Here is a 13,776-nt window from a genome sequence, read left to right on the forward strand (position 1 = left end):
TTGAGCATGATCCTCCGGATCATGCTCAAGCAACCGCGCGCTCGCGATACATCGCCTCGATCTCGGCGGCGTAGCGCTTGTTCACGAAGCCGCGCTTCAGCTTCATGGTCGGCGTCAGCTCCTCGTCCTCCGGGGTGAGCTGGCGCTCGATCAGGTAGAACTTCTTGATGGTCTCGACGCGGGCAAAATTGCCGTTGACCTGCTCGATCTCGCGCCCGATCAGATCCTGGATCTCCGTCGCCCGGCACAGGCTCGCATAATTGGTGAAGGGAATGTCGTGGTCCTGGGCGAACTTCTCGACGTTCTCCTGGTCGATCATCACGAGGCAGGTCAGATACGGCCGCTTGTCGCCGATCACGACGGCATCGGAGATGTAGGGCGAGAATTTGAGCTGGTTCTCGATCTCGGACGGCGTGACGTTCTTGCCGCCGGAGGTGATGATGATGTCCTTCATGCGGTCGGTGATCCGGACGAAGCCTTCATTGTCAATGGTGCCGACGTCGCCGGTGTGCAGCCAGCCGCGCTGATCGATGGTCTCCGCGGTCTTCTCCGGCTGGTTGAGGTAACCCATGAACAGGAAGTCGCCCTTGATCAGGATCTCGCCCTCGGGCGACAGCGCGACCTCGCCCCAGGGCACGGCGGTGCCGACCGAACCGAGCTTGATCCGCTCCGCCGGCATCATGGTGGCGACGCCGCAATTCTCGGTCTGGCCGTAGAGCTCGTGCATGTCGATGCCGAGCGCGAGATACCAGCGGATCAGCTCCGGCGCGATCGGCGCTGCGCCGGTGAAGGCGACGCGGCAGCGATCGAGCCCGATCATGCGGCGGATGTTGCGGAATGCGAGCCGGTAGGCGATCCGGCTTGCGAGGCGCAACGACAGCGGCGGCGCCTTGCCCTCGATCCGGTAGTCGACCATGCGGTAGCCGATGCCGATGGCGCGGCGATAGACCCATTGCTGGAGCGGGGTCGCATCCTTCAGCGCGATGGTGATGGCGGAGTAGAATTTTTCCCAGATGCGGGGGACCGCGAGGAAGACGGTCGGCTGCACCTCGCGCAGATTGTCCGGCACGGTTTCCGGGCTCTCGGCGAAATTCATCACCGAGCCGAGTGCGACCGAGATGTAGTAGCCGCCGATGCGCTCGGCGACGTGGCACAGCGGCAGGAAGATCAGGCGATCCTCGTCCTCCTGCGTCGGGATGAAGTCGTTGGCGTGACGCATCTGGTGCGTGACGCTGCGGTTGGCGTGCATCGCGCCCTTGGGGGGACCGGTGGTGCCGGACGTATAGACCAGGATCGCGAGATCGCCGGCGCTGCGGCTGTCGATCATCTCCTGCCACAGCGCCTCGCGGCCGACCATGTGATTGCGGCCGAGCGCGCGAAACTCGTCGAGCGACATCACCATGTCGTCGGAGAAGCCGCTGAGGCCCTCCATGTCGAACACGATGATCCTCTGCAGGCTCGCGCAGCGCGCGCGGCAGGCGAGGATCTTGTCGAGCTGCTCCTCGTCCTCGGCGAAGATCACTTTCGTCCGGGAATCGTTGACCAGATATTCGACCTGGGACGACGCATCGGTCGGGTAGATGCCCGAAGCGACGCCGCCGGCGCACAGGATGCCCATGTCGGCATGGACCCATTCCGGCACGGCGTTGGCGATGATGGAGGCGACATCGCCGGGCATGAAGCCGGTCGCATGAAGCGCGTAGGCGATCTCTTTCGATATCGCCAGCCATTCGCGCCAGCTTGTCGGCTGCCAGATGCCGAATTTCTTCTCGCGGATGGCCGGCCGATCGCCCCGCGTCTCCGCAGCGCGCAAGAAGCTCTTCGCGATCGTATCAGCGACCGTCAGCACCGCCGGTCGGGCCATGCACGTCTCCTCCTTGTCGCCTGCCTCCGCTGCCTGCCTTGCCGGCGGTCTCTATTGCGGATGGCGAGCTCATCTTACTGCCAGCTCTTCCTCACCGCCACGTCTTCTTCTTTTTCCAGCGGCGCTCGCCTCGCGCGCCCGCTTCCTTGGCGCCAAGGTAGAACTCCTGGATGTCCTGGGAATGCATCAAGCGGTCGCAGGTGTCGTTCATGACGATACGGCCGATCTCCAGCACGTAGCCGTAATGCGCCGTCTCCAGCGCCACCTTGGCGTTCTGCTCGACCAGCAGGATCGACATGCCCTGCTCCTCGTTGACGCGGCGGATGATGGTGAAGATCTCCTTCACCAGCAGCGGCGACAGGCCGAGCGAGGGTTCGTCGAGCAGCAGCAGCGTCGGCCGGTTCATCAGGGCGCGTCCGATCGCGAGCATCTGCTGCTCGCCGCCGGAGAGCTGGCCGGCCGGCTGGTTGATGCGCTCCTTCAGCCGCGGAAAGTAACCATAGACGCGGTCGAGATCCTCCGCGACGCCATCACGGTCCTTGCGCGGATAGGCCCCCATCATCAGGTTCTCGCGCACCGACAGGAACGGGAACACTTCGCGTCCCTCCGGCACGTGGCTGAGGCCCAGCCGCACGATCCGGTCGGCCTCCATGCGCTGGATCGGCCTGCCCAGGAATTCGATCGAGCCCTTCTGCGGATCGAGAATGCCCGAGATGGTCTTCAGCACCGTGGTCTTGCCGGCGCCATTGGCCCCCAGCAGTGTGACGATGCGGCCGCGCGGCACCTCCAGCGAGATGCCGCGGATCGCCATGATCGGCCCGTAATAGCTCTCGATGTTGGAGAGTTTCAGGATGATCTCGGGCGTGACAGCGGCGTCCATGCGTCAAGCTCCCAGATACGCGGCGACGACGTCGGGGTGCTGCTGCACTTCGGCGGGCGAGCCCATCGCCAGCACCCTTCCATAATTCAGCGCGATGACGCGATCGGAGACGCGGTTGACCAGCGACATGTCGTGCTCGACCATCAGCACGGTGACGCCGAGCTCGCTCTTCATGTCGCGGATCCAGAACGACATGTCGTCGGTCTCCTCGACATTGAGGCCGGACGACGGCTCATCGAGCAGGATCAGCTTCGGCTCCGAGCACAGCGCGCGCGCCAGCTCGATCACCTTGCGCACGCCATAGGGCAGGCCGGAGATCAGCTTATCGCGATAGGGTTCGAGATCGAGGAACTCGATGACCTGCTCGACCCTGCGGCGATGCACCTTCTCGTTGGCCCGCACGCTCGGCAGGAACAAGAGCTCCTGCCAGAGCTGCGTGGTCGAGTGCCGGTGACGGCCGACCAGGAGGTTGGAGAGCACGGTCGCGTTCTCGAACAGCTCGATGTTCTGGAAGGTGCGGGCGATGCCGAGCTTGGCGATGTCGTAAGGCGGCTCTTCGGTGATATCCTGATCCTCGAAGAAGATGCGGCCCGAGGTCGGCCGGTAGATCCGCGAGATCAGGTTGAAGATCGAGCTCTTGCCGGCGCCGTTGGGACCGATAATCGAGAGGATCTCGCCCTTCTCGACCGCGAACGAGACCGCGTCGACCGCTTTCAGCCCTCCGAAATGCAGCGACAGATTCTCGGCGCGGAAATAGCTCATCGGTTCCGCTCCGACTTCACGTAGATCTTCTGCCGCTTGAAGGTGGCGCGCTTGTAGAGCGGGAACAGCTGGAAGAAGAGTTTTATCTTCAGCCAGCGGCCATAGAGACCCAGCGGCTCGAACAGCACGAACAGCACGATGATGATGCCGTAGATCGCGCCTTTGAGGCCGTTGAGCGAGGCGAAGGCCGCGACCTTCGACTGAATGTTGCCGGCGGTGGCCGGGCCGGCGCCGAACGTCGCCGCGATCCCGGCGATCATGCCGGGCATGTCGTCCTTGAGATAGGTCAGGAACGGATCGATCATCACGATGAAGATCGCCCCCAGCACCGCGCCGTGCAGGCTGAAGGTGCCGCCGATCAGGATCACGATGATGAACTCGATCGAGAGCTGGAGCGTGAACATCTCCGGCGAGATGAAGGAGAGCTTGTGGGCGAACAGCACGCCGGCAAAGCCGGTGATCGCCGCCGAGATCGCAAATGACTTCACCTTGTAGAGCGCGACATTGACGCCCATGCTGCGCGCCGCCGTCTCGCTGTCGCGGATCGCGACGAAGGCACGTCCCGTCGGCGAGCGCAGCAGATTGAGCGTGCCGACGATGGTCAGCACCAGCACTGAGAGGCAGAGGAAATAGAAGGTGGGGCTATCGCGCGGGACGGTGACGCCGAGCAGCGACAGCGTCTTCACCCGCATGCCCTCGTTGCCGTGGGTGACGCTTTCCCAGCGCGCCAGGATCTCCTCGACGATCAGGGCAAAGGAGATGGTAGCGATGACGAGGTAGATGCCGGTCAGGCGCAGGGCGGGAAAGCCGACCATCGCGCCGATGATGCCGGTCAAACCTCCGGCGGCGAGGAAGTAGATCGGGAACGGCACGTTGTACTTCTGCAAGTATGCCGCCGTGTAGGCCCCGATGGCGAGGAATGCGGCGTGGCCGAGCGAGGCCTGGCCGGTAAAGCCGGTGAGGATCAGCAGCGCGACGCCGACGATCGCATAGATGCAGACGAAGACGAGCTGGCTCATCAGATAGCTGGAGAGCACATAGGGCGCGATCAACAGCAGCGCGAGCAGGATGCCGTAGGAGACCAGATAGCCCGAATGCGGGAACAGCTTGATGTCGTCCTCATAGTCGGTCTTGAACAGGAAGCGCATGCGTTCAGACCTTCTTGCGGACGTGGTGGCCGAACAGGCCTTCGGGCTTCAACAGCAGCACGGCGAGCAGCACGAGGTACGGCGCGACATCCTTCCAGCCTTCGGGCAGGTAGAAGCCGGCCATGCTCTCGATCACGCCGATCAGGACGCCGCCGACCACGGCGCCCGGGATCGAGCCGAAGCCGCCGAGGACCGCGGCGGGAAATGCCTTCAGGCCAAGCACGAGGCCGACATTGGAATGGATGAAGGTGATCGGCGCGAGCAGCACGCCGGCGCAGGTCGCGACCGCCGCGCTGATCGCCCAGACGATCGACACCACGCGCTTGACCGGGATGCCCATGTAGTAGGCCGCGAGCATGTTCTCGGAACTGGCGCGCATCGCGGTGCCGAGCGTGGTCTTGTTGAAGAAGAGATAGAGCAGCGTGCACAGGATCATCGTCGCCGCGATCACCGACAGCTTGTCGTAAGCGAGCACCAGCGAGCCGATGCGGAGCACGCCCTGGCTGAACGGGGTCTCGATCTTCAGATCATCGGTGCCCCAGATCATGCCGGCGACCGAGCGCAGGAAATAGCCAAGGCCGATGGTGGCCATGATGATGGAGAATTGCGGATAGCCGAGGATCGGCCGCACCACCACGCGCTCTGCCAGCATGCCGAACAGCGCCATCGCGGCCACCGCACCGGCAAAGCCGATCCAGTAGTTCAGGCCCATCATGCCGATGAAGGTGAAGGCGAAGAAGCCGCCGAGCATCATCAGATCGCCCTGGGCGAAATTGACGACCTCGGTGGCCTTGTAGACGAGCACGAACCCGAGCGCGATCAGGCCGTAGACGCAGCCGAGCGCAACACCGCTGACCAGCTGCTGAACGAAATCCAGCATTGACGCGCGTCCTCCCGATGCAACCGGCGGTTCTTCCCGACCGCCTTGCCGCATCTTGTGTCCAGTCGCTACGCAGTCGTTTCGCTGCGTTAGCGCCATTTGTCCGGAACCAATTCAGCCTGAACCGCTCCTTACTGTCAACAAACGGTGACTTGCCATTAGTCGAAACCGGATGGCGGAATTTGTGGGCCGTAGATTCACGGTGCCGAAATATCTTGGGATCATGGTCGCGAGCGATGCAAAACCGGATAGTGTGGCCGTCATGAAGCGGGACAAGTCGGCGCTGGAAGTCCTGGGGTTAACGAAGCGTTTTGACCGTCTGGCGGTCGACAGCCTCGATCTCACCATCCACGCCGGCGAATTCTATGCGCTGGTCGGCCCCAACGGCGCCGGCAAGACCACCACCTTGCGCATGGTTGCGGGCCTGCTGCGTCCCGATGCCGGCGCGGTCTCGATCTTCGGCATCGATGCGCTCGAAAATCCCGTCGCCGCCAAGCAGGTGATGGCGTGGGTCTCCGACGAGCCCATGATCTACGACAAGCTGACCCCGCTCGAATATCTCGAATTCGTCGCCGGCCTCTGGGGCATCGCGCCATCGGTCTCGGAGCCGGTCGCGCAGGACCTGCTCGCCTCGCTCGGCCTGGAGCCGCACCGGCACGAGCGCTGCGAAGGCTTTTCCAAGGGCATGCGCCAGAAGGTCGCGCTCGCCGGCGCACTGGTGCATGATCCCAGCCTCATCATTCTCGACGAGCCGCTGACGGGGCTCGATGCCGTCTCCGCACGCCACGTGAAGGGCCTGCTCAGCGAGCGTGTCCGCGCCGGCTGCACCGTCATCATGACCACGCATATTCTCGAAGTCGCCGAGCGCATGGCCGACCGCATCGGCGTGATCGCCTCGGGTCGCCTGGTGGCCGAAGGCACGCTGACCGAGCTGCGCCAGCAGAACGGCCATGCCGATACCAGCCTGGAGGATCTTTTCATCGCGCTGGTGACGCTTCCGGAAGCCGCATGAGCTCGGCAACCGCGCTCTCCTGGTTCGCACGCCACGAGCTCCGGCTCGCCTGGCGCGAATGGTTCGCCATGATGACCGGCGGACGACGCAAGCGGGCGCGCGCCGCAATCATCGGCCTACTCTGCTTCGCCGCGCTGCTGCATCTGCCGGCCTGGGCGGTGATCGGCCGTTTCGCCGATCTGCAGCTGCCGCTCGACCAATCCTCGCTGATCGTGATCTCGGCGACGATCTTTCTCGCCTGGACCTTGATGTTGTCGCAGGCGATCGAATCGGTGACGCGGGTGTTCTACGCCCGCGCCGATCTCGACCTGATCATGTCCTCGCCGGCGACGCTCGCCAATCTGTTCTCGGTCCGCATCGCCGCGATCGCGCTGACCGTCACCGCGATCGCGCTGCTGTTCTCGACGCCGTTCATCGATGTGCTCGTGATCGGCGGCGGCGCGCGCTGGCTCAGCGCATTCGGGGTGGTCATCGCCATGGGCCTGTCGGCCGCGGCGGTCGCGATCGCCGTCACCATCCTGTTGTTTCGCCTGATCGGCCCAGCGCGGACGCGCCTGATTGCCCAGATCCTCGCCGCGATCATCGGCGCCGGCTTCGTGATCGCGCTCCAGGTCGCCGCGATCGTGTCCTACGGCACGCTTTCGCGCTTCACCATCCTGACCTCAGGCAGCGTGGCCGCCCATGCCCCCGATGTCGACAGCATCTGGTGGTGGCCGGCACGGGCGGCGATGGGCGACAGCGAAGCGCTGCTGCCGCTCCTGGCGCTCGCTTTGGTGCTGCTCGGAAGCGTCATGGCGATCTTCTCGCACCGCTTTGCCGACACGGCGATCGATGCCGCGGCTTACGGCAGCTCCGGCCGCGAGCGCGCGAAGGAGCGTCCGTTCCGCGGCGGGTCGCGGCAGCAGGCGCTGCGGCGCAAGGAATTCTCGCTGCTCTGGCGCGATCCCTGGCTGATCTCGCAGACCCTGATGCAGCTGCTCTATCTGGTGCCGCCGGCGCTGCTGCTCTGGCGCAGTTTTGCCGACAGCTCCGCGGCGCTGACGCTGATCACGCCTGTGATCGTGATGGCGGCCGGACAGCTTGCCGGCGGGCTGGCCTGGCTGACGATCTCCGGCGAGGACGCCCCCGACCTGGTCGCGACTGCGCCGCTGACGCCATCCGCCGTCGTCCGCGCCAAGATCGAGGTGGTGCTGATCGCGATCGCCGTGATCTTCTGCCCGCTGATCGGCGCGCTGGCCTTCGCCGCACCGATCCAGGCTGCAGTGAGTGCCGGCGCGATCATCCTCAGCGCGGCCTCCGCGACCGCGATCCAGCTCTGGTTTCGGGTGCAGGCCCGGCGCAGCCAATTCCGGCGCCGCCAGACCTCGTCGCGGCTTGCGACCTTCGCCGAAGCGTTTTCCTCGATCGGCTGGGCCGCAACCGCGGCACTGCTGCTTGCACTCCCCATCGCCGGCCTCATCAGCGGCCTGATCACCGCGAGCCTGGTTGCGATCACCTGGAAGTTCAGCCCAAGGCGGGACTGAAGGCGGGACTGATAGCCGGAGTGAGAGGTGCGACACTGACGCGCTGTTGATCGCAGCCCATTGGCCCCGCGCCGCAATGCACGCTAGACTTTCCCTGACATCATCGGGGACGGACTTATGCGGCGACTTGTTTCGACGGCCCTGGCGCTGTTCGGCGCATTCCTGACCCCTGCCCTTGCCCAGCAGCCACAGCGCAGCGAGTGCCTGGCGATGGCGAACGCGGCCCCGCGCGCTCTGCCGGTCGCATTCCGGCCGGCGGCCGGCACAGGCGAGGTCGAGATCACCTATGTCGGCCACTCCACCTATTTCATCGACACGCCCGGCGGCTTGCGCATCGCGACCGATTATAGCGGCGCCTACCAGGTCGGGCCGCTGCCCGACGTCGTGACCATGAACCGGGCCCACAGCACCCACTACTCTCTGTTTCCCGATAAGCGCATTCCTCACGTGCTGCATGGTTGGGGCGAGGACGGAAAGCCGGCGATCGTTTCAGAACGCATCAGTGACGCCTTCATCCGCAATGTCACGACCGACATCCGCCGCTATTTCGGCGACGACGCCGGCACCGACATGATCCGCGACGGCAATTCGATCTTCATCTTCGAAGTCGCCGGCCTCTGCATCGGCCATCTCGGCCACCTCCATCACAAGCTCGACGACAGCCATTTCGCCCAGATCGGACGGCTCGATATCGTGATGGTGCCGATCGACGGCACCTACACCATGTCGCTCGAAGGGATTTCTGACATCACCAAGCGCCTGCGCGCCTCCGTCGTGCTACCGATGCATCGCTTTGCCACCCCGCTCGACGATTTCATGCGCCGGATCGGCCAGCAGTTCGAGATCGACCGGCGCTCCGGGCGGTCCTTCCGGATGTCGCGGGACGCGCTGCCGTCGATGCCGACGGTGATCATCCTCGACGGGGTCTGAGGCGCAACTTTCTCCAAGCCTTCTGCCGTCTTCGGTGCTGATCTCCGCGCAACAGGAGATCGACATGAACGACTTTGCGCGACTATTGCACGCCGATGGACCGAATTCCGAGCACGCCGCGGCGCTGCAGCTCTACGGCCGCTTTGTCGGCGATTGGGACGCCGAGATCACGGCCCACGGCCTCGATGGAACCAAACACACCGCGCGCGGCGAGATCCATTTTGGCTGGGTGCTGGAGGGACGCGCGGTCCAGGACGTCTGGATCATCCCGCGCCCCGCGGGCAGCCCGGCCTTTCCGATTGCGGGCAATTGGTACGGCACGACGCTGCGCCTCTACGATTCGACCATCGATGCGTGGCGGATTTCCTGGTTCGATCCTGGACGCAGCGTCTTCCGCCAGCAGATCGGCCGGCCGCGCGGCGCCGACATCGTGCAGGAAGGCACGACGGAGGCCGGCGAACTGACCCGCTGGAGCTTTACGGAAATCACCGGCGATTCCTTCCACTGGCTCGGCGAGACCAAGCCGGCCGATGCAAGCGATTGGCGGCTTGTGGTCGATGTGAAGGCGAAGCGGCGGAAGGGCTAGAGATCTGATGGCTGTTGGTTGAAGCCGTGGGCCCCAGGCTCGCTGCAACCTCTCCCGCTTGCGGGGGAGGTCGGCGCGTAGCGCCGGGTGGGGGCTCTCTCCACATCGGGAGTGTCCCATTGCGGAGACGCCCCCACCCCAGCCCTCCCCCGCAAGCGGGAGAGGGAGCGCACCTGCTCCGCCGCTGCTGTGGTGCTCTGAGCAATGCGCGCTGCTGTGCGTGCGTGTGAGATGTTAGGCTCCTCCCTCAAGAGACAACAGGGAGCGGACACTGATGGCTGCAAGCAGTGTGCCCGGCAATACGAGCGGGCTGTTCGTCGAGCCGCGCGAGGACTGGCTCGCGCTGCATCAGGAGCCGATCATTGATCCCTTGCGGCCGATCGTCGATCCCCATCACCATCTCTGGAATCGCGGCCACCGCTATCTGATCGAGGAAATAGCGGCCGACATCGCCTCCGGCCACAACGTCATCGCGACCGTCTATGTCGATTGCCGCTCGATGTATCGCGCGCACGGGCCGGAAGCGTTCCGGCCCGTCGGCGAAGTCGAGTTCGCCAACGGCGTCGCCGCCATGAGCGCAAGCGGCGCTTACGGCAAGGCGGCGATCTGCGCCGGCATCGTCAGCCACGCCAATCTGCTGCTGGGCGACGCCGCAAGGCCGGTGCTGGAAGCCGAGATCGCGGCCGGCAATGGCCGCTTCCGCGGCATCCGCCATTCCTCGGCCTGGGACGAGGACCCGGTCGTCGCCGGCATGTATGCGAACCGGCCGAAGGGCCTGTTGCAGGATCCAGCTTTCCGCCAAGGCTTTGCCTGCCTGGCCCCACTGAACCTCAGCTTCGATGCATGGCTGTTCCATCCGCAGATCGGCGAGCTGACCGAGCTTGCGCGCGCCTTCCCCGACACCAGGATCGTGCTCGACCATTGCGCCGGCCCAGCTGGCGTCGGCCGCTTTGCAGGGCGGCGCGAAGAGGTGTTTGCACAATGGCGCGCCTCGATCCGCGAGATCGCGACATGCGAGAACGTGGTGGTCAAGCTCGGCGGCCTCGCCATGTGCCTGCTCGGCTACGACTTCCATTTGCGCGAGAGGCCGCCGTCATCCGAGGAGCTCGCCGCGGCCTGGCGCCCTTACGTCGAGACCTGCATCGAGGCGTTCGGACCCAAGCGCGCGATGTTCGAGAGCAACTTCCCGCCGGACAAGGGCCAGTGCAGCTACCAGGTGATCTTCAACGCCTTCAAGCGCATCGCCTCACCCCTGAGCGAGGCCGAGAAGACCGCGCTGTTCTCGCAGACCGCCACCGACGTCTACCGGCTCGAGCTGCGTCATGACGAGAAGAGGGGCCGGGATGATCCCGCCCCCTCTTCCGTCGTGGCCGCTGGGAAGCGTTCTTGAATTGAGATTATTGTTTGAGCATGATCTTTTCGGAAAACCGCTGCACACTTTTCCGGATCATGCTCTAGCCGGCACCCATCAGGGAGGCCGGACGGCGCTCTCCGGTGGAGGCGAAGATCTTCTTCAGCTTGTTGACGACGCGGATCAGGAAGCCGATCATCACGGGATTGGTCTTGCGGCAGAAGGCGATCTTCTTGACGTGGCCTTCGACATGCCATTTGGCATGCGCGCCGTCGCGGAAGAAGATCACGTCGCCGGGGCCGTAGCGCTTGGGCGGCATGCCGTCGCTTTCGAGCACGATCGATCCTTCCATGATCATGATCGTCTCGTCGATATCGTAGTACCAGTTGAAGCGGCCTTCGGTGCACTGCCAGATGATGGTCGATGCGGTGCCGTCGGCACTGGTGGACAGGATGTGCGAGCGCGACACGGGATTGCCCTCGATGATCCAGGACGGCTCGATCGGCCGCAGCTCAAGCTCGACATTGCAACTACCGATTTCAATCAATGCGCGCGACATCTTCTTCCCCAGCGGGTATAATAAAATATTGCCGGATCTCGGCCCGGATTGCTTCGAAAGATGCCGGGAACGCTAGTCATCGGTTTTTAATTCTTTCTTACGCAGGCCCCGACAATCAGCCGGAAGTTGCAGGCGCGAAGCGGTTAACGCGGCGATTTCCCTGCAAATTCGAGCACATGAACCGATCTTTTCCGGGGTGCGACAAAGTGCGCGGAAGCATAAAATGGAGCCACGCCGATGCCCCTCACGCCCGAGGTTCTGACAGCCAATCGTGAGGCCGTCGCCTGGCTGGTCAGCCTCGATGTCTCCTTCGCGCCGGACGAGGAGCCCTGGTTCACCATCGACGGCATCGAAAACCCCCAGCAGATGGGCAGTGACGGCTCCGGGGGCGCCTTCGTGCTGCTGCCGCCGCAGAATGTGCTTTACGTCTCATCGGAGGGCCGCGCCGGGATTATCGCCGATACGTTCGAAGCGTTCGTCCAGCTCATCGTCGCCCGTCCCTATTGGCTCGACATCCTCAAATTTTCCGGCGGCGGCGACCTCGCGGAGATGCGGCGTGCGGCGGAGGCGCTGGAGGCGACGCTCGACGACGAGGACGAGATCAACGAGGCTCGCGAGGAGATCCTCAAGAGCCTCGACCTGGACGACGCGGACGATCCCGTCGGCGCGCTCTACGAGGCGATCGCCGCTTCCGACGCCATCGTACGAGCCACCGACGGCAGCCCGTTCACGACATTGTTCAACCGCTTCAGCATCGACAACAATCCGATGCTGCGCAACGCGGCGGCGTGAGGGGGCTAGACGCGAGCACTTGGACCTTATTTATTTGCACCGTCATGGCCGGGCTTGTCCCGGCCATCCACGCCTTGCGGCACAAAGAACGTGGATGCCCGGGACAAGCCCGGGCATGACGAGCGGCGGCCTACTTCGCCCACTCGCCCTTGCGGAATACCGGTACCTTGCTGCCATCGGGCAGGATGCCGTCGATATCAGTCTCGGCCGAGCCGATCATCCAATCAATATGGATCAGGCTCTGGTTGCCGCCTTGCGCGGCGATCTGCTGCGGGGTGAGCTGCGCGCCGTTGATGAAGCACTTCGAATAGCACTGGCCGAGCGCGATGTGGGACGCTGCGTTCTCGTCGAACAGCGTGTTGTAGAACAACAGCCCGCTCTGCGAGATCGGCGAGGAATGCGGCACCAGCGCCACTTCGCCGAGGCGCCGGGCGCCCTCGTCGGTGTCGAGCACCTTGTTCAGCACCTCCGCGCCGCGCGAGGCCTTTGCATCGACGATCTTGCCGTCCTCGAAGCGCACCGCGATGTTGTCGATCAGCGTGCCCTGATAGGACAGCGGCTTCGAGCTCACGACATGGCCGTAGACGCGGCGGCAATGCGGCGTGGTGAAGACCTCTTCGGTCGGGATGTTGGCGTTGCAGCTGATGCCGTTCTTGGAGAGCGAGGCGCCGCCCTCCCATTCGTGGCCATCGGCAAGGCCAATGGTGAGGTCGACCCCCGGTCCGTTGTACTGGAGCGCGCGGAAACGCTGGCCGTTGAGCCAGTTGGTACGCTCACGCAACACCGCATTGTGGCTCGCCCAATTGCCCATCGCGTCCTCGCGATCGACGCGGGACGCCGCGAAAATCGCATCCGCGAGCTTGCCGACCGCGACGTCCTCGGGATCATCAGGAAACACCTGCCTGGCCCAGGACAGGCTCGGATAGGCGATGATGTTCCAGTTGGTGTCGAAATTGACGATCTTTTCCAGCGCAGGCTGATAGGCCATCGAATTCGCCTTGCTGGCGCGCGCCACCTTGGAAGGATCCTCACCCGACAACAGCATCGGATTGTCGCCGACGATGGCGAGCCGCGCGGTGTTGTCGGAGAACGCCTTGGCCATGCCTTCGTAGAGCCAGCCGGCGGCACGATCGAAACTGCTGTCGTGGCCGTGGCGGTAGCGCGCCAGCGTCATCTCCTCGTCCGACAGGATCGGTGTCACGATGCCGGCGCCGGCCTTGTAGGCATGAACGGCGATCCGCCGCACCAGCGGCAGCGCGATCGCGGGCGCCGTCAGAAGCAGATCCTGTCCCGGCCGCAAGCCCAGGCCCACCTTCACCGCCACCTCGGCCAGCCGGTCGAGCTTCACGGGATCGATGGGAGTGGCGGAATTGCGGTGATCAGTCATGCGGGGCCCTCTGCCGAAAGTCTGTCGTTCAATCTAAGTCTAGCATCGCGGGACGCAAGTGCGCGAGCACATTGCGACATGGAGAAGATACGCAGTTTCACG

General features: G+C 64.3%; 13 protein-coding genes. 6 read left to right on the forward strand and 7 right to left on the reverse strand.

Features of this window, described 5'->3' with window-relative positions; all coding sequences use genetic code 11:
* Positions 1 to 25: 25 nt before the first annotated feature.
* The 5 genes from XH81_RS16420 to XH81_RS16440 all read right to left on the reverse strand — a co-directional run bounded on the left by XH81_RS16420 (position 26) and on the right by XH81_RS16440 (position 5,534).
* A complete protein-coding gene (locus tag XH81_RS16420) occupies positions 26 to 1,864 on the reverse strand; it encodes an AMP-dependent synthetase/ligase (protein WP_028140671.1) in 1,839 nt (612 codons plus the stop codon).
* Between the two features lie 91 nt (positions 1,865 to 1,955).
* Positions 1,956 to 2,744: an ABC transporter ATP-binding protein gene (locus XH81_RS16425; RefSeq protein WP_028140672.1), complete on the reverse strand. Its 789-nt coding sequence runs from the start codon at positions 2,742 to 2,744 to the stop codon at positions 1,956 to 1,958.
* 3 nt (positions 2,745 to 2,747) lie between these two features.
* On the reverse strand, positions 2,748 to 3,506 hold the full coding sequence (locus tag XH81_RS16430) for an ABC transporter ATP-binding protein (protein WP_018321346.1): 759 nt from the start codon (positions 3,504 to 3,506) through the stop codon (positions 2,748 to 2,750).
* The gene (locus XH81_RS16435; protein ID WP_028140673.1) at positions 3,503 to 4,654 is read right to left on the reverse strand and encodes a branched-chain amino acid ABC transporter permease; all 1,152 of its coding nucleotides are present in this window, start codon (positions 4,652 to 4,654) and stop codon (positions 3,503 to 3,505) included. Before XH81_RS16435 ends, XH81_RS16430 begins: the two co-directional genes overlap by 4 nt.
* A gap of 4 nt (positions 4,655 to 4,658) precedes the next feature.
* Positions 4,659 to 5,534 (reverse strand): branched-chain amino acid ABC transporter permease, encoded by an 876-nt coding sequence (locus tag XH81_RS16440; RefSeq protein WP_018321344.1) that lies wholly within the window; start codon positions 5,532 to 5,534, stop codon positions 4,659 to 4,661.
* A 262-nt stretch (positions 5,535 to 5,796) separates the two neighbouring features.
* Here XH81_RS16440 and XH81_RS16445 point away from each other — a divergent pair, with 262 nt between their 5' ends.
* From XH81_RS16445 to XH81_RS16465, 5 genes are all read left to right on the forward strand, one after another.
* The gene (locus XH81_RS16445; RefSeq protein WP_028140674.1) at positions 5,797 to 6,546 is read left to right on the forward strand and encodes an ABC transporter ATP-binding protein; all 750 of its coding nucleotides are present in this window, start codon (positions 5,797 to 5,799) and stop codon (positions 6,544 to 6,546) included.
* Positions 6,543 to 8,069 (forward strand): permease, encoded by a 1,527-nt coding sequence (locus tag XH81_RS16450; protein ID WP_097669132.1) that lies wholly within the window; start codon positions 6,543 to 6,545, stop codon positions 8,067 to 8,069. Before XH81_RS16445 ends, XH81_RS16450 begins: the two co-directional genes overlap by 4 nt.
* Before the next feature lie 117 nt (positions 8,070 to 8,186).
* Entirely contained in the window at positions 8,187 to 8,999 is an 813-nt protein-coding gene (locus XH81_RS16455; protein ID WP_271596280.1) for an MBL fold metallo-hydrolase, read from the forward strand.
* 64 nt (positions 9,000 to 9,063) lie between these two features.
* Entirely contained in the window at positions 9,064 to 9,585 is a 522-nt protein-coding gene (locus XH81_RS16460; protein ID WP_028140677.1) for a hypothetical protein, read from the forward strand.
* Positions 9,586 to 9,859: 274 nt separating this feature from the next.
* Entirely contained in the window at positions 9,860 to 10,975 is a 1,116-nt protein-coding gene (locus tag XH81_RS16465) for an amidohydrolase family protein (RefSeq protein ID WP_049801949.1), read from the forward strand.
* 64 nt (positions 10,976 to 11,039) lie between these two features.
* Here XH81_RS16465 and XH81_RS16470 read toward each other — a convergent pair whose 3' ends face one another.
* A complete protein-coding gene (locus tag XH81_RS16470) occupies positions 11,040 to 11,495 on the reverse strand; it encodes a cupin domain-containing protein (RefSeq protein ID WP_028140678.1) in 456 nt (151 codons plus the stop codon).
* 237 nt (positions 11,496 to 11,732) lie between these two features.
* Between XH81_RS16470 and XH81_RS16475 the strand changes: the two genes are divergently transcribed.
* Entirely contained in the window at positions 11,733 to 12,287 is a 555-nt protein-coding gene (locus tag XH81_RS16475; RefSeq protein WP_028140679.1) for a hypothetical protein, read from the forward strand.
* Positions 12,288 to 12,417: 130 nt separating this feature from the next.
* Here the strand turns inward: XH81_RS16475 and XH81_RS16480 are convergent, their stop codons facing one another.
* Positions 12,418 to 13,674: an aminopeptidase gene (locus XH81_RS16480; RefSeq protein ID WP_028140680.1), complete on the reverse strand. Its 1,257-nt coding sequence runs from the start codon at positions 13,672 to 13,674 to the stop codon at positions 12,418 to 12,420.
* Positions 13,675 to 13,776 lie beyond the last annotated feature (102 nt).

Origin of the sequence: Bradyrhizobium sp. CCBAU 25360 (assembly GCF_028128695.1) — a bacterium.
GTDB classification, from domain to species: Bacteria; Pseudomonadota; Alphaproteobacteria; order Rhizobiales; family Xanthobacteraceae; genus Bradyrhizobium; species Bradyrhizobium ottawaense.